Below are 16417 nucleotides of genomic sequence, written 5' to 3'. Positions count from 1 at the left end.
GTTCAGCCCTCTCCGTTGGATTTCGTCATGAGCGCTTCGAGCGCTTCCTTGGTGAACACGCGCAGGCCCAGATCATGGCGGTAGCCGTGGATCTCGCTCACGTCGAGCGCCTGCATGAAGGACATGATTTCCTTGCTGATGACCTGCCCGGGAACAAGGATCGGGAAGCCCGGCGGATAGGGGATGATGAAACTGGAAGAAACCAGTTCCTCTCCCGCTTTCAGGCGGGCCATCGTGTCGTCGAGCGATAGGTAATCACAGTTGTCTTCATCATAGGACAGAAAGAAGGCCGAGCGGATGTCACCCTCGGGCGTATCCGGCCCCATGCGGAAAGCATCGTGAAAGCGGCTGAAATCCGGCAGTGGCGGCACATGTTCCACCAAGGCGGAAACCCGGTTTTCGAAAGACCGTTTTTCCATGCGGGAAGCGTCATCCAGCAGGTCGTCCAGCTCGTTGGCGATCTCGACCAGCACCTCGATCAGGTAGGCGACAGAGGACCGCGTGGTGCCGATGTTCGTCATGAACAGCACCGTATTGCGCGAGGTCTTGTTGATCTGGATCCCGTATTTATCCATCAGGATCTTGGTCTTGAAAGTATCGCCATCCCAGCCGGTGCCGCCCACGGCCAGCGTGATGCGTGTCGGGTCCAGCACGAATTCGTCCAGGTTCCAGACGTTCCACTTGTCGACCCAGCCGTGATTGGGATCAAAATAGCTTTCGATCCCGCTTTCCCGGAATTCCTCCGGGATCATGTCCTTGGCGGTCAGAACGCGGAAGTATTTCTGCAAGAGCGGATGCGAATGGATCGCCCGCCGGATCGACATGGCGCTTTCCACCTGCCGTTGCACGAATTCGAAACCTTCGAGTTCGACCTGACGGCGCCCCACGTCCAGCGAGGCGATGATCTGGTAGTTCGGGCTGGTCGAGGTGTGGGTCATGTAGGCTTCGTGGAAACTCTGTTCGACCTCCCCTTTGAAGTCCTGATCGTTGACGTGGATCATCGACCCCTGCCGCAAGGATGTCAGCGTCTTGTGCGTGGACTGGGTGGAATAAGCCCGTACCCGTGCATCCGGTGGCGGCACCAGCCGTGTGTTCAGCAGTGTTTCCTCATCCGCATCGGCCAGTTCCGCCTGCTGTTTCTCCCATGCGTCCGCTGCTTCGGGCGTGCGCAGGGTTACACGCAGGGTGTTGGCCACACCCATCGCCGTGCGCTGGCGGTAGGTCGGGTTGAAGCGGGCAAAGGCAAACCACGCCTCGTCCCAGAGAAAGATCAGGTCCTTTTTGATGGCCAGGCATTCTTCCATCACGCGCTGGACGTTGTAGACCAGTCCGTCAAAGGTGCAGTTGGTCAGCAGGACCATGCGCACCTTGTCCAGCTTTCCCGCAGCCTTGAGTTTCAGCAGCGTATGCTTGATCTCGCGCAGCGGCACCGCGCCGTACATCGAGTATTCGTGCAGGGGGTAGCTGTCCATGTAGGCGACGCTCGCCCCGGCCAGAACCATGCCGTAGTGGTGCGACTTGTGACAGTCCCGGTCGACCAGCACGATATCCCCCGGCCTGACCAGTGACTGCACGACGATCTTGTTGCAGGTCGATGTGCCGTTGGTGGCAAAGAACGTGTGTTTCGAGCCGAAGGCCCGCGCCGCCATGTCCTGCGCTTCCTTGATCGGTCCGCGCGGTTCCAGCAGGCTGTCCAGCCCGCCCGACGTGGCCGAGGTTTCCGCAAGGAAGATGTTCGGCCCGTAAAAGGCACCCATGTCCTGAATCCAGTGCGACCGCGAGATCGACTTGCCCCGGCTGATCGGCATGGCGTGAAAGACGCCGGTGGGCTGGCGCGAATACTCCTTGAGCGCGGTAAAGAACGGCGTCTTGTAGCGCCGGGCGACGCCACGCAGGATGTTCAGGTGCAGTTCGAGGAAGTCTTCCTGATTGTAGAACACCCGCCGGCACAGCCCCAGATCCCGCCCCGCGATGTCCTCGGCAGAGCGGTCGGTGACCAGGTAGGCGTCCAGTTCCGGCCGGATCTTGGCGATCAGGCGGCAGGCTTCGGGACCGTATTCATGCGGTTCCAGCGCATTGACGTCCTCGTTGTCCGCGACGCGCGTCAGATACTGGTTCAGGATCGGCAGATCGTTACGTGATTTCAGGCTCAGCCCCGGTCGCACCACGACCGCCTGAACGTTGTAGTTGAACAGCACCCCGATCAACGCATCCTCGACCGAGGGCACGACAACGGCTTCGTAGATGAAGGGATCTTCGGTACGGCGCATCCGTTGCAGGCTGTGACGCAGGAACCGCTCGTGCTGTTCGTTGGTATCGTCGACAATCAGGATCTCGAAATACGGGCGACCCAGCGCGCGCGCTTCGGGCCCGAGAGAGGCTTCGTCCTCATAATCCTCGTTGTCCACCTCGTCGGCGCCCAGCGGAATGGTTCTGCGGCGGTAAGCGCCAGAGGCCAGCGCCCGTGCAACCCGTCGCACGGATACCGAAAGGTCTTCGATATTGTCGTGCTGCAGCATCCGCCTGAGATGGTCGAAATTATGCGCCCCGGGAAACGCCCAGTAGCGTTCGATCGGTTCCAATGCCTCGAACAGCATTTCCACCGTGGCGCGCAGTTTCTTGCCCTTGGGGCCTTTGCCGCCGTGGCGGTGAAGGCCCTCTGCCGCTTCCCGCAAGGCGCTCCACCGATCCGCGCGCAACTGCGTTGCGCTGTAATAATCCCGGATCGATGGGAGATTGCCTTCCGAAGTTTGCACGTCCATGTCTTCGTCTCCCTGATGGGGCCGATATGAGGATCATCCGGCCCCTTTTTGGTTTCAGTCTGCTCCTGTCTTGCCGTGGTAGACAGAGAAATTATGCGGCTGCAGATCGGGCCGCTCCACATAGCCAAGCGCCGTGCGCGGATCGACCTCGGCCTGCCCGCGCGGCGACCCTTTGACCGGCATTTCCAGTTTGCCCAGCGTGTGCAGATAGGCATCCGAACCGCTGGAGCGGTCGTAGACGCTGAAATCCGCATCGCGGTCGCGGAAGCTTTTCAGGACTTGTCCCAGCCCCTTCATACCGGTTTCCCGCTGGCGGCGGACAAGGTCCATGTCGACCTCGATGGGGAACATGTCCTCTTGTCCCGCCGACTGGTGCAGCACCGTGGCCGACGGATCGATGACACAGGACCGCCCCACCCCGCCAGCGGCCAGCCCATTCACGTCGAAGACGTAACACTGGAACTGCGCCGCCGTAGCGCGCGCGATGGCCAGCTCGGCGTCGCGGTCGGTGGTGCCGGTCAGCACGGGATGCAACAGCACCTCGACGCCCTGGCTGGTCAGTTGGCGCGTGGTTTCCGGGAACCAGATGTCATAGCAGATCGACAGGCCGAACCGGCCCACCTGCGGCACGTCGAAGACGCAGAAATCGGTCCCGGCGGTGATCCCGGTTTCATAGGGCCGGAAAGGGAACATCTTGGAGTATTTCGCCACGATCTCACCCTGCGGGTTGATCACGACGGAGGTGTTCTTGATCTTGCCGTCTTCGGTCTTTTCGAACATCGAGCCGGGGATCAGCCAGATGCCGTAGCGTTTGGCGTCTTCCTGAAACTGGTAGAGTGCATCGTTCGGGAACGGCTGCGCGAAACGGTCCAGAGGGCCGTAGGGCGCCAGTTCCGAAAACAGCACCATCTGCGTCCAGGGGAATCGTGCCATCAGGACGTCGATCCTGTGGCGCATCGCCTCGACGTTGGAATGCAAGGCGGCGACGTGCATCTGCACGCCGGCAATCGCGAAGGGAGTCATTCTTGTTGTCTCCGAATAGGGGGCAAGGCTGCTCTCCATTGCCCCCTTGTTTCTTGTTACACCATTGGTCGGAGGCGCAGTTTCAGCGCACGACCATCACGGGACGATCCGCGTGGCGCACAACGCGGTCGGCGTTGGACCCCACAAGGAACGTCATCAGTTCATCCGGTGGGTGCGAAGCCATGACGATCACGTCGGCCCCCACGGCCCGCCCCGCCGAGATGATGTGCTCGGGTACATGACCATGGCCGACATGGGCAATGGCTGTCGTTCCCTCCGGCACATTCTGGCTGATGAAGGTTTCGATTTCGGCCTTCATCTTTTCCAGCGCCTTCTGTTCGAAATCCGCTGGCAGATAGGACGAAATCGCGGCCGCACCCAAATCATGCACGATCCCCAGCACATGCAGGGTGCCGGATCCGCCGCAAAGCCTGATCGCCATCGGCAGGGCCTTTTCCCAGGAAGCAGGGTGATTCAGGTCGATAGGCAAGAGAATGTTGTCGAACATGTCTTTCTCCTTCACGCCGTTGCCGTGGCCGGTTGGACCCGGCGACGTTGCATGAACACCACCAGCGCCAGCAGCAACAGGGCCGGGATGTACATCAGGTATTTCGACGGCTGCGACACAGGCGACAGCACTTCGACGATCTCCTGATCCCAGTCGAGCCCCGCCTCTGCCGCGGCACTGCCAAAGGCCACGTTGTCGATCATCACCTTGCCGTCCGTTTCCACAAGGTCGATGCCCGTTGCCGCCAATCGGTCAGCCCCGGTTTCACCCGCAGGCACGACCAACGGCGCGGTAAAGGTCACCGGATCCCCGACCGAGTTCAGACCGTCCACCGTCAGGCGCAACTCCTGCCCCGGTTCGGCTTCGCCCAGCGTCTGTTCGAACTGCGCCGGAGGCACGTTTTCGAACGGTGGTGCCACCATGTCCATCCAGAACCCCGGACGGAAGAAGGTGAAGGCGATCAGCAGCAAGAGGATCGTTTCGTGGATCATGTTGCGCGCAAGGAACCAGCCCTGCGTCGCCGCCGCGAATAGAAGCATCGCCAAGGTCGCCGTTATGAAGACGAATATCCCCTGCATCCACGTCACATCGATCAACAGCAGGTCGGTGTTGAAGATGAACAGGAAGGGCAGTGCTGCGGTTCTGAGCGAGTAGAAGAAGGCCACGACACCGGTGCGGATCGGATCGCCGCCCGACACGGCAGCGGCCGCAAAACTCGCCAACCCGACCGGCGGCGTCACATCCGCCATGATGCCGAAGTAGAAGACGAACAGGTGCACCGCGATCAGCGGCACGATCAGCCCGTTCTGTTGACCCAGCGTGACGATCACCGGGGCCAGCAGCGCCGAGACGACGATATAGTTCGCCGTGGTCGGCAGGCCCATGCCAAGGATCAGCGACAGGACCGCCGTCAGGGCAAGGATGGCCATGATATTGCCGCCCGACAGCACCTCGACCACATCCGCCAGCGCCGAACCCACGCCGGTCTGGCTGACCGCGCCCACGATGATACCGGCGGTCGCCGTGGCGATGCCGATGCCGATCATGTTGCGCGCACCGGCCTCCAGTCCCTCGACCAGTTCGCGGAAACCACGCATGACAGCGCCACCAAAGTCACCCTCACCGCGAAAGATCGCTTCGATCGGGCGTTGGGTCACCAGGATGAAGATCATGAAAGACGCCGCCCAGAAGGCCGAAAGGCCGGGGCTGAGTCGGTCAATCATCAGCGCCCAGACAAGGACGACAACCGGCAGCAGGAAGTGCAGGCCGGAGCGGACAGTCGGACCCGGCAGCGGCAACTTGGTCACTGGCGCGTTGGGGTCCTCAAGCTTCAGCCGTACTTCGCGGGAGGAGACCCAGATCAGGCCGACGTAGACCGCGCACAGCAGCACAAAGACCACGTAACCGGCAGAGGCGCCAAAGGCAGGCCGGATCCAGCCCATGCCGTAGTAGACAGCAAAGCTGAGCGCGCAGATCACTGCAACGGTAAAGGCCAGCGACATCAGCCAGGCAACCAGCGGCTTGGGCGCGACGGCGCGCGGCAGGCCCTGCATGTTCGCCTTCATCGCCTCAAGGTGCACGATGTAGACCAACGCGATGTAGGAGATGACGGCCGGCACAAAGGCGTGTTTGACCACGTCGAAATAGGGGATGCCCACGTATTCGACCATCAGGAAGGCCGCGGCCCCCATCACAGGCGGCATGATCTGCCCGTTCACCGAACTGGCCACCTCGACCGCGCCCGCCTTCTCAGACGAAAAGCCCACGCGTTTCATCAGCGGAATGGTAAAGGTGCCGGTGGTGACAACGTTGGCGATCGACGAGCCCGAGATCAGGCCCGTCATGGCCGAGGAGACAACCGCCGCCTTGGCCGGTCCGCCGCGCATGTGGCCCATCAAGGAAAAGGCCACCTGAATGAAGTAGTTGCCCGCACCCGCCTTATCCAGAAGCGAGCCGAACAGAACGAAGAGGAAAACGAAAGAGGTCGAAACCCCCAGCGCGATGCCGAACACACCTTCGGTCGTGATCCACTGGTGGTTCACCACTTCGGACAAGGAGTTGCCCTTGTGCGCGATGATGCCGGGCATATGCGGCCCGAGGAAGGTGTAGATCAGAAAGACGGAAGACACGATCATCAGCGCGGGGCCAAGCGCCCGGCGCGTCGCCTCCAGCAGGATGAGAATGCCGATCACCGCAAAGACGAAATCCTGCAGGATCGGGGCCCCCACGCGCGTGGCGATCTGGTCGTAGTAAACATAGAGGTACAGCGATGTCGCCGCGCCCGCGATGGCCAGCGCCCATTCCCAGGGCGGCACACGGTCCTTGGGAGAGCCAAGGAAGACAGCGGTGATAACGGCGATGCCGATCAGCGGGATCCACCAGATCGGCGTCCCCTCCTTCGCACCGTACATGAAGAGCGCGGTCAGCAGCAGCGGAACGCCGATGCCAAGGCCCATCTGCACCGATGTCCGCGCCGCCGGATAGGCGAGGAACGCAAGGAACAGCGCAAAGGCAAGGTGGAAAGAGCGCGCCTCGGTGTCGTTGAAGACGCCGAAATTGAACATGAAGGGCAACGGGCTGGCGATCCAAAGCTGGAACAGTGACCAGATGATCGCGACGATCATGATGAACCGCGTCATTGCCGCCGAGGGCGATCGTCCACCTGTGTCCGAGGAAGCGACGAGCTCGTCCAGCTCCGCCTGACTGAGACCGCCTTTGCCAGCGGCGGAATTTTCCACGGCGGCTGCCTCGAATTGCTTGTCGTCACTCATGTCGGTCCCCCTGATCGCGAATAAGCCCGGCGTTTTTGTGTGCCTTGGGCTGGGTTGCCGTGGCCCCCCGCACTGGGGGACCACGACGTGCTTTCACGGTAGAAGGATCATTCGATCCAGCCACGTTCCTTGTAGTACTGCTCGGCGCCGGGGTGCAGCGGAGCACTGAGACCGGCGGCGATCATGTCTTCTTCTTTCAGCGTGGCAAAGGCCGGGTGCAGCCCCTTGAAGCGGTCGAAGTTGTCGAACACTGCCTTGACCACGGTGTAGACCACGTCATCCGGAACGTCGGAGGAGGTCACGAACGTCGCCTTCACGCCAAAGGTTTCGACATCCTCGTCGTTGCCCTTGTAAAGGCCGCCCGGGATCACCGCCTTGGCGTAGTAGGGGTTGTCGGCGACCAGCTTGTCGATGGCTTCGCCGGTCACGCTGACCAGCTTGGCGTCGATGGTCGAGGTCGCTTCCTGGATCGAACCGTTCGGGTGGCCAACGGTGTAGATGATCGCATCCACCTTGTTGTCACCCAGTGCAGCGGACTGTTCCGCCGGCTTCAGCTCGGAAGCCAGTGCAAAGTCGTCGCTGGATTTGCCCATCGCCTGCAGCACGACGTCCATCGTCGCGCGCTGACCCGATCCCGGGTTGCCGACGTTCACGCGCTTGCCGAACAGATCGGCAAAGCTCGAGATATCGGCATCCGCGCGGGCAACCACGGTAAAGGGCTCACCATGCACCGAGAAGACGGCGCGCAGCTTGTCGAACTTGTTGTCCGCGAACTGCGAGGTGCCATTGTAGGCGTGGAACTGCCAGTCGGACTGGGCCACGCCCATATCCATGTCGCCCGCCGCGATGGCGTTGATGTTGGCAATCGAGCCGCCGGTCGACGGCGCGGTGCACTTCAGGTTGTGCTCCGCGGTGCCGCGGTTGACGAGGCGGCAGATCGATTGCCCCACCACGAAATAGACGCCAGTCTGACCGCCGGTGCCGATCGTGATGAACCGCTCTTGCGCAGCCACCGCAGTCGCCGACAAGGCGATCGTAGCCGCAACAACGGCCTTGGTTACTTTCAACATTTGGTACTCCCTTGTTTGCGCTTTTGTTTGTCTTCAGGCACAGCGCTGCCTTCGCGTACGCTATCAAACTGGCGACGGCCTTCAACCACATCGCCACCTTACGTTTGGGAACCGGGGTTCCCGCAAGTCTTTTCCACCTTTGCTTGTCCGGCCATATCTAGCTGAACGCTCAAAAACTGGGCGGAGTGCAGGCACTGACCACTACACATCGTTTATCGCCCAGGTTGCGAAACCTGTGGGGAAGGCGGCTGTCGAAAAGATAGCCGTCCCCCGGATTCAGAACGCGGACCTCATTGCCGACAGTCACCTCGACGAATCCCTCGATCACTATACCCGCTTCCTCGCCCTCGTGGCGCAGAAGGTCGGGGCCGGTGTCCGCGCCCGGGGGATAGGTTTCGTGCAGCACCTGCAAGGAATGCCGGGATGCATCGCCCACCTGACGCAGTGACAGCCGCGCTGCCCCTTCCCCGAACCCAAGATCCTGAGGCGACAATTCAGTGAATTCGTTGCCTGAAAAGAAGTACTTGGGTGCATCCGTATCTTCCACCTCGGAAAAGAATTCGGACATCGTCATCTGGATCGCATCCAGCAAACTTTTGAGGGACGCAACCGAGGGGCTGGACTTGTTCTGTTCGATCAGCGAGATCGCGGCGCTGGTCAGTCCCGCCCGGGTGCCGAGATCACGCTGGGACATGCCCCGCGCTTCCCGAATTGCCCTCAAACGGCCGCCAACATCCATGTTCGATTCGCCTTTGCAGTTGTCAAGAAAACTTGGCAGAGGTTCCATCAAGCGGTCAAGTATATTTTAGAGTTCTGATTTTGCGTGATTTTCGTGCGAAAATCGAAGGGTTTGACAAATAAAATAGGCGTGCGATAAGAATTCTTACCACACGCAAGCCGAGAGGAGAGTCCGGCCATGACCACTTCAACACGGAAAACGTCCCGGTCGCGGAAGAGTTCCACGACAGCTCAAACCACTCGCAACGCGGCCGCAAAAGCGGCTGCAGCGGCACGGGATGAGGCCAAGACTCAAACAGACGCCCTGACCACGGTTCCCGCTGCGGCCGAAGCGGTGAAAACCGCCGCGCCGGAAGCTGCCGTCGCAGAGACCGCCCCGGTTCAGGCCGCGCCTGTCGCGCCCGCGTTCACCGCTGGCCTGACCTCCAACGCCGCGCTCTGGGCGCGCCGTGAGGCTGCCGTCGCCCGTGGTGTCGGCTCTGCCGCACCGGTTTTTGCAGCCCACGCGGAAAACGCCGAGCTTTGGGATGTCGAGGGCAACCGCTACATTGATTTCGCCGGTGGCATCGCCGTGCTGAACACCGGGCACCGCCATCCCGGCGTCGTCGCCGCTGCCAAGGCGCAGGAAGACCACTATACGCACACCTCCTTTCAGGTCGTGCCCTATGAGCCCTATGTCGCGCTGGCCGAAAAGCTGAACGCGCTGGCGCCCGGCGATTTCCCCAAGAAGACGCTGCTGGTCACCACCGGTGCCGAAGCCGTTGAAAACGCGGTCAAGATCGCGCGCGCCCACACCGGCCGCCCGGGTGTCATCGCCTTCAACAGCTCATACCACGGCCGCACCCTGCTGACGCTGGGCATGACCGGCAAGGTCAACCCCTACAAGAAAGACGTTGGCCCCTTCCCCTCCGACATCTTCCGCGCGCCCTTCCCCGACGCCCGTCAGGGCATCACGGTCGAGGATTCGCTGAAGGCGCTGGAAATGCTCTTCCTCACCGACGCGCAGCCTGATCGCGTGGCAGCCATCATCCTTGAGCCCGTTCTGGGCGAAGGCGGCTATCACCCGGTTCCTGCCGAAATGTTCCAGGCGCTGCGCGCGATCTGTGACAAGCACGGCATCCTGCTGATCTCGGACGAGATCCAGGCCGGGTTCGCCCGCACCGGCACCTGGTTCGCCATCGAGCATTCCGGCGTCGCGCCGGACCTGATCACCTGCGCCAAATCCATGGCGGGCGGCTATCCGGTCGCTGGCGTGATTGGCCGCGCCGATGTCATGGACGCTCTGGCCCCCGGCGGTCTGGGCGGCACCTATGGCGGCAACCCGGTGGCTTGCGCAGCGGCCCTTGCCGCGATCGAGGCGATCGAGGCCGAAGGTCTGCTGGCCCGTTCGACCGCGCTTGGTGAAACCATGCGCGCCCGCTTTGCGGACATGGGCGCCCGCGTCGCACCGTTCCGGATGTGGGACATTCGCGGTCTGGGCGCGATGCTGGCCGTCGAATTCGTCACCGACTTCGAGACCGCAACCCCTGATGCCGCGCTGACCAAGTCGGTCATCGCCAATGCGCTGAAGCGCGGCCTGATCCTGCTGTCCTGTGGCATGCACGGCAACGCCGTCCGCATCATGGTACCGCTGACCGCATCGGACGCGATCATCGAAGAAGGCATGGCCATCTTCGAGGCCGCTCTGGCCGACGCCGTGGCAGCCGAACTCAGCCACGCGGCGGAATAAAGCCGGGATATGGCGAAAAACGACAGGCGGCGCGGGGCAACCCGCGCCACCTATGGCGACAGGCACCGGGCTTGAACGACTCGCCCGGACGTAGTCCGATATAAATCGCGACCTAGGAGGGCGCGCCATGTCCCATATCTTTCCCCGCCACACCCGCCAGACCCTGCCCACAGCCGTTGGCGGCGAAGGCTGCTATCTCTTCGACAGCACCGGCAAGAAATACCTCGACGCCTCCGGCGGCGCCGCAGTGTCCTGCCTTGGCCACAACGACAGCGTGGTCGTCGACGCCATCAAGGCACAGCTTGACCGCGTGGCCTTTGCCCATACCGGTTTCTTCACCTCCGAACCCGCCGAGGAATTGGCCGATCTGCTGATCGCCAATGCGCCCGAGGGGCTGGACCGCGTCTACCTTGTCTCCGGCGGATCCGAGGCGACCGAGGCCGCGATCAAGCTGGCCCGCCAGTACTGGGTCGAAAAAGGGGAGCCGCAGCGCTCCAAACTCATCGCCCGCAAGCAAAGCTATCACGGCAACACCATCGGCGCGCTCAGCGCGGGCGGCAACGAATGGCGCCGTGCGCAGTTCGGCCCGCTGCTGCTGGACGTCAGCCACATCGACCCCTGCTATGAATACCGCCTGAAACACGAGGGTGAGAGCGCCGAGGACTACGGATTGCGCGCCGCTCAGGCGCTGGAGGATGAGATCCTGCGCCTTGGTCCCGAAACGGTCATGGCCTTCATGGCGGAACCCGTCGTCGGTGCGACCGCCGGTGCCCTGGCCCCTGCCCCGGGCTATTTCAAACGCATCCGCGAAATCTGTGACAAATACGGCGTGCTGCTGATCCTTGATGAGGTCATGTGCGGCATGGGCCGGACTGGTAGCCTGTTCGCCTGCGAACAGGACGGCATCGCGCCCGATATCGCCTGCATCGCAAAGGGTCTCGGCGCGGGCTATCAACCCATCGGCGCGATGCTCTGCAGTGCCGAAATCTACCGAGCCATCGAACAGGGCACGGGCTTTTTCCAACACGGACACACCTATAACGGCCACCCCACCGCCGCCGCCTGCGGCTTGGCCGTTGTCGGCAGCATCCTCGACCGGGGCCTTGTGCCGCGTGTCCGCGAACAGGGTGACAAGCTGGCCGCGCGTCTGGAAGACCGCTTTGGCCAGCACCCGCATGTGGGCGACCTGCGCGGGCGCGGGCTGTTTCGGGGCATCGAACTGGTCGCCGACCGTGACACCAAGGCCGTCTTCGACCCGTCGCAGGGCGTGGCGGGCAAGATCAAGAAAGCCGCCTTTGCCGAGGGGCTGATCTGTTACCCCATGTCCGGCACCATCGACGGCAAACACGGTGATCACATTCTGCTGGCCCCGCCTTTCATCATCGAAGACGACCAGTTGGACGAACTGGTGGACAAGCTGTCCACCGCCATCGCCGCCGTGATCTGACCCGGGGGCGACAGTGACACCCGACACAGACACGCGGATTGCCCCGCTGGACGACGCCCACTGGCCCGCAGAAGCCGCCGACCTGAGCGGCGGCTTTGCCAGCGGCCTGAACGTCTACCGCACCATGGCGCATCACCCGGCCCTGCTCAGCGCATGGGCCCCGCTGCGCGAACACATCGTCAATCAGACCACCCTCGGGCCGGAATGGGCCGAGGTGGTCATCCTGCGCACCGGCCATCGGCTGGGCTCCTCCTATGAATGGCAACAACATATCGACCGGGCCCGCAGACGCGGGTTGACCGACACACGCATCGCCACTATCGCCGGAACGCCCGACGACATGGCCCCGCAGGACGCGGTTCTGGCCGTGGCGGTTGACGAGTTATTCGACCGGAACAGACTCTCCGACACAAGCGTTGCGCGCATAAGCCAGCAGTTGGGCAAGACTGCGGTCTTCGACCTGATTGCCACCGTGGGCTTCTACTCGGTGCTCGGCTACACGCTGAACACCTTTGACGTGCCCCTGGATGACAACATCGTCGAGGCGCTGCGCCAACGACCCTTTTCGCCGGGCGGCGACTGACCGCCCCGATCCAGACAGCTCACAACCAAGAAAGGTGAGACATGCTGAAATCCGTGACCGGTCTCAAGGACCTGCTCAAAGATCCCGCACTCCTGCGCACACAGGCCTATCTGGCCGGCGAATGGGCCGATGCCGATGATGGCGCGACCTTTGCCGTGACCAACCCGGCGCGCGGCGACACCATCGCCGAGGTCGCTGACCTGTCGCGCGCTGAAACCGCCAAGGCCATCGACGCCGCCTATGCCGCGCAAAAGGAATGGGCCAAGTGGACCGGCAAGGAACGCGCCGCCGTTCTGCGCAAGTGGTATGACCTGATGGTCGAGCACGCCGACGATCTGGGCACCATCCTGACCGCCGAACAGGGCAAGCCCCACGCCGAGGCGAAGGGCGAGGTCATGTATGGCGCCAGCTTCATCGAGTGGTTCTCCGAAGAGGCCAAGCGTATCTACGGCGAAACAGTCCCCGGCCACCAGCGCGACAAGCGCATCACCGTGATCAAGCAGCCCATCGGTGTCGCCGCCTCGATCACGCCGTGGAACTTCCCCAACGCGATGATCACCCGCAAGGTCGGCCCGGCGCTGGCCGCTGGCTGTGCCTTTGTCGCCCGCCCCGCGGCCGAGACGCCGCTGTCGGCGCTGGCGCTGGGGGAACTGGCCGACCGCGCCGGCATCCCAAAGGGCGTGCTGTCGATCATTCCCTCGTCGCGTTCGTCCGACATCGGCAAGGAATTCTGCGAGAACCCCAAGGTGCGCAAGCTGACCTTTACCGGGTCGACCGAAGTGGGCCGCATCCTGCTGAAACAGGCCGCCGATCAGGTCATGAAATGCTCGATGGAACTGGGTGGCAACGCGCCCTTCATCGTCTTTGACGATGCCGATCTGGATGCGGCGATCGAAGGGGCGATGATCTCCAAGTACCGCAACAACGGCCAAACCTGCGTCTGCGCCAACCGCATCTACGTTCAGGCCGGTGTCTATGACGCCTTCGCCGAAAAGCTGGCCGCTGCCGTGGCCAAGATGGAAGTGGGCGACGGCCTGAACGGCGCGCCGCAGGTTGGTCCGCTGATCAACGAAGCCGCGGTCGAAAAGGTCGAAGAGCATATCGCCGACGCGGTCGCCAAAGGCGGCAAGATCCTGAAAGGCGGCAAGCGGCACGCGCTTGGCGGCACCTTCTTCGAGCCGACCATCATCACCGGCGCGACCAAGGACATGGTCTTCTCGCAGGACGAAACCTTTGGCCCGATGGCACCGCTGTTCAAGTTCGAGACCGTAGACGAGGTCATCGAACTGGCCAATGACACGATCTTTGGCCTTGCGTCCTATTTCTACGCCAAGGACCTCAGCCGCGTGACCAAGGTGCAAGAGGCGCTGGAATACGGCATGGTCGGCGTGAACACCGGCCTGATCTCGACCGAGGTGGCGCCGTTCGGCGGCGTCAAGCAGTCCGGCCTCGGCCGCGAAGGCAGCCAGCACGGCATCGAGGAGTTCCTCGAAATGAAATACATCTGCACCTCGGTCTGACCGGGGCATCGGCGGGCCGGTTTACCCGGCCCGCTGCGCCCTGCGCAGTCCTGCGCTATTCGGACAGGGCCTTTGCCGCCAGACGGACAAATTCCGCCCTTTCCTCCGCCTCCAGCCCCTTCAGGATCTCCGCCTGCGCCTCCGCCACCAGCGGGCGCACTGCGTCCAGCGTTGTCCGGCCTGCGTCGGTCAGGTGCAGAACACGCGCGCGCCGGTCCGTCTTGCTGACCTGCCGCGCAACCAGTCCCTTGGCCTGCAGCCGGTCCACCACGCCGCCGATCGTCGCCCGGTCATAGGCGATGGCCTCTGCCAATCGCGCCTGGTCCAGCCCCGGCGCCGCCGCCACTGCCTCCAACGCGGCGTATTGCACCGGCGTCACATCCAGCCCCGCGGCCTTCAACCGCGCAGTCACCACCGCGACGGATTGCTGATGCAGCCGCCGGATCAGGTGCCCGGCCATTCCGCTGATGCTCAGTCTGCCCGACATGCTGCCTCCTGCAGGACTCCGTTGACAAGATATAATATGCACGCATATCATTTGTCCACCCGCCCTCTTACGCTCCAGCATCCTGCCGCGCGCCCCTGAGGCCCTGACAGAGAGGACAGCATGAACGAAGACCTCGATCACGCCACCGTCGCCCACGGCATGCAGCCCGATGAAAGCCCGGAATTGCGCGCGCTCTATCAGGGGTTCAAGGACAACCACATGAACCCGCTCTGGACCCAGACCGGCGACCTGATGCCCATGCATCCGAAACCGCAGGCCCTGCCCCATGTCTGGAAATGGGCGGACCTGATCCCGCTGGCGCAGGCCGCGGGCGATCTGGTGCCCGTGGGTCGCGGTGGTGAACGCCGCGCCATCGGCCTTGCCAACCCTGGCCTTGGCGGACGGGCCTATATCTCGCCCACGCTCTGGGCGGCGGTGCAGTACCTCGGACCGCGCGAAACCGCGCCGGAACACCGGCATTCGCAGAACGCCTTTCGTTTCGTGGTGGAGGGCGAAGGCGTCTGGACCGTCGTCGACGGCGACCCGGTGCGCATGTCCAAGGGGGACCTGCTGCTGACGCCGGGCTGGCAGTTCCACGGCCACCACAACGACCGCGACGCGCCGATGATCTGGATCGACGGGCTGGACATTCCCTTTTCGCAACAGATGGATGTGGGGTTCTTCGAATTCGGTGCCGACAAGGTGACCGATTACGCCACGCCCAATTATTCGCGTGGCGAACGGCTCTGGGCTCATCCCGGGTTGCGCCCGCTCAGCCAGTTGCAGGACCGCGTCTCCAGCCCGCTGGCCGTGTTCCGCTGGGAACACACGGACCGCGCCCTGACCGAACAACTGCTGCTGGAGGATGAAGGCCAGCCCGCCACGGTTGCGCCCCGCCATGCGGCCATCCGTTACGTCAATCCCACGACCGGCGGCGACGTCATGCCCACCATCCGCTGCGAATTCCACCGCCTGCGCGAAGGCACACAGACTGCCGAGACGCGAGAGGTCGGCTCGACCGTGTTTCAGGTCTTCGACGGACGCGGCGCGGTCGTGCTGGACGGCACCCGACGCCCACTGGAAAAGGGCGATATCTTCGTTGTGCCGTCGTGGATTCCCTGGTCGCTGGAGGCCGAGACCAAATTCGACCTCTTCCGCTTTTCCGACGCCCCGATCATGGAACGCCTCGCCTTCATGCGGCGAGAGGTGACAGGCGCATGACCGAAACGGCCCGCGCTGCTCTGAACGCGCGGCAGGGGCCGGGCGCCCGGTATGACGCCCCCGAAGCCCCGGCAGACACCTTGCTGCTGGCCCGGCGCGGCACCGCTTTCTTCGCACGCAAACTGGCGGAATTGCCGGACACCGATCTGCCCGGCCCCTCCCGCGCGCCGGGCATCAGCCGCGCCCGCCTCGTCGCGGCCATCAGCTACGACGCCCGCGCCTGGTGCCACCTGCTCGAGGCCCTCCAAATCGGCAAATCCCGCCCGCTCTGGACCTCAGAGGCCGAACGCACAGAGCGCCTCGACTGGGGCGAAAGCCTGCCGCCCCGCGCCCTGCGCTCCCTCTTCGACCACACGCGCGTGCACCTTGACGTCACCTGGCGGGACCTGCCGGGCGCGCTCTGGGACCGCAGCATCCCGCTCGATGGCACCAACAGGGTGCTCCGCGACACCCCCCTGATCCGCGCCCGCCACCTCTGGCTAGGCGCCATCGACCTGAACAACGGCGCCCGCAGAGCTGACCTTCCGGCCGCGCTCCACAACGGCTGACCATCAGCGT

The 16417-nt window shown here is 63.3% G+C and carries 13 protein-coding genes; 6 read left to right on the top strand and 7 right to left on the bottom strand.

Going from position 1 to position 16417, the window contains the following annotated elements; translation table 11 throughout:
- Window positions 1-2 precede the first annotated feature (2 nt).
- From ACTXGA_RS13405 to ACTXGA_RS13380, 6 genes are all read right to left on the bottom strand, one after another.
- On the bottom strand, window positions 3-2762 hold the full coding sequence (locus tag ACTXGA_RS13405; RefSeq protein WP_443394416.1) for an aminotransferase class I/II-fold pyridoxal phosphate-dependent enzyme: 2760 nt from the start codon (window positions 2760-2762) through the stop codon (window positions 3-5).
- A 54-nt stretch (window positions 2763-2816) separates the two neighbouring features.
- On the bottom strand, window positions 2817-3785 hold the full coding sequence (locus ACTXGA_RS13400) for a carbon-nitrogen hydrolase family protein (RefSeq protein WP_443394414.1): 969 nt from the start codon (window positions 3783-3785) through the stop codon (window positions 2817-2819).
- 82 nt (window positions 3786-3867) lie between these two features.
- Window positions 3868-4293 (bottom strand): universal stress protein, encoded by a 426-nt coding sequence (locus ACTXGA_RS13395; RefSeq protein WP_443394412.1) that lies wholly within the window; start codon window positions 4291-4293, stop codon window positions 3868-3870.
- Window positions 4294-4304: 11 nt separating this feature from the next.
- Window positions 4305-7064 carry a TRAP transporter permease gene (locus ACTXGA_RS13390; RefSeq protein ID WP_443394411.1) on the bottom strand — a complete coding sequence of 920 codons (2760 nt, stop codon included), beginning with the start codon at window positions 7062-7064 and terminating at the stop codon, window positions 4305-4307.
- Between the two features lie 107 nt (window positions 7065-7171).
- The gene (locus tag ACTXGA_RS13385; protein WP_443394409.1) at window positions 7172-8134 is read right to left on the bottom strand and encodes a TAXI family TRAP transporter solute-binding subunit; all 963 of its coding nucleotides are present in this window, start codon (window positions 8132-8134) and stop codon (window positions 7172-7174) included.
- Between the two features lie 169 nt (window positions 8135-8303).
- Entirely contained in the window at window positions 8304-8873 is a 570-nt protein-coding gene (locus ACTXGA_RS13380; RefSeq protein ID WP_443394407.1) for a cupin domain-containing protein, read from the bottom strand.
- Between the two features lie 177 nt (window positions 8874-9050).
- On the opposite strand from ACTXGA_RS13380, the gene gabT reads away from it, so the two are divergent.
- From gabT to ACTXGA_RS13360, 4 genes are all read left to right on the top strand, one after another.
- Entirely contained in the window at window positions 9051-10601 is a 1551-nt protein-coding gene (gabT, locus tag ACTXGA_RS13375) for a 4-aminobutyrate--2-oxoglutarate transaminase (protein WP_443394405.1), read from the top strand.
- 127 nt (window positions 10602-10728) lie between these two features.
- Window positions 10729-12048: an aspartate aminotransferase family protein gene (locus ACTXGA_RS13370; RefSeq protein ID WP_443394403.1), complete on the top strand. Its 1320-nt coding sequence runs from the start codon at window positions 10729-10731 to the stop codon at window positions 12046-12048.
- A gap of 13 nt (window positions 12049-12061) precedes the next feature.
- Window positions 12062-12631, top strand: coding sequence for a carboxymuconolactone decarboxylase family protein (locus ACTXGA_RS13365; RefSeq protein ID WP_443394402.1), 570 nt, complete (start codon window positions 12062-12064; stop codon window positions 12629-12631).
- A 41-nt stretch (window positions 12632-12672) separates the two neighbouring features.
- Window positions 12673-14151, top strand: a complete 1479-nt coding sequence (locus ACTXGA_RS13360) for an NAD-dependent succinate-semialdehyde dehydrogenase (protein ID WP_443394400.1) — start codon at window positions 12673-12675, stop codon at window positions 14149-14151.
- Window positions 14152-14206: 55 nt separating this feature from the next.
- On the opposite strand, the gene ACTXGA_RS13355 is transcribed toward ACTXGA_RS13360, so the two are convergent.
- A complete protein-coding gene (locus ACTXGA_RS13355; protein WP_443394398.1) occupies window positions 14207-14638 on the bottom strand; it encodes a MarR family winged helix-turn-helix transcriptional regulator in 432 nt (143 codons plus the stop codon).
- A 120-nt stretch (window positions 14639-14758) separates the two neighbouring features.
- Here ACTXGA_RS13355 and ACTXGA_RS13350 point away from each other — a divergent pair, with 120 nt between their 5' ends.
- Both ACTXGA_RS13350 and ACTXGA_RS13345 read left to right on the top strand, forming a co-directional pair.
- On the top strand, window positions 14759-15859 hold the full coding sequence (locus tag ACTXGA_RS13350; protein WP_443394396.1) for a cupin domain-containing protein: 1101 nt from the start codon (window positions 14759-14761) through the stop codon (window positions 15857-15859).
- Entirely contained in the window at window positions 15856-16407 is a 552-nt protein-coding gene (locus tag ACTXGA_RS13345; RefSeq protein ID WP_443394394.1) for a maleylpyruvate isomerase N-terminal domain-containing protein, read from the top strand. Before ACTXGA_RS13350 ends, ACTXGA_RS13345 begins: the two co-directional genes overlap by 4 nt.
- The last annotated feature ends 10 nt before the right edge of the window (window positions 16408-16417 follow it).

The organism is Antarctobacter jejuensis (assembly GCF_052266595.1).
Lineage (GTDB): Bacteria > Pseudomonadota > Alphaproteobacteria > Rhodobacterales > Rhodobacteraceae > Antarctobacter > Antarctobacter jejuensis.
The sequence above is the reverse complement of the archived record's forward strand: the minus strand, read 5'-3'. Positions and strand labels throughout refer to the sequence as shown.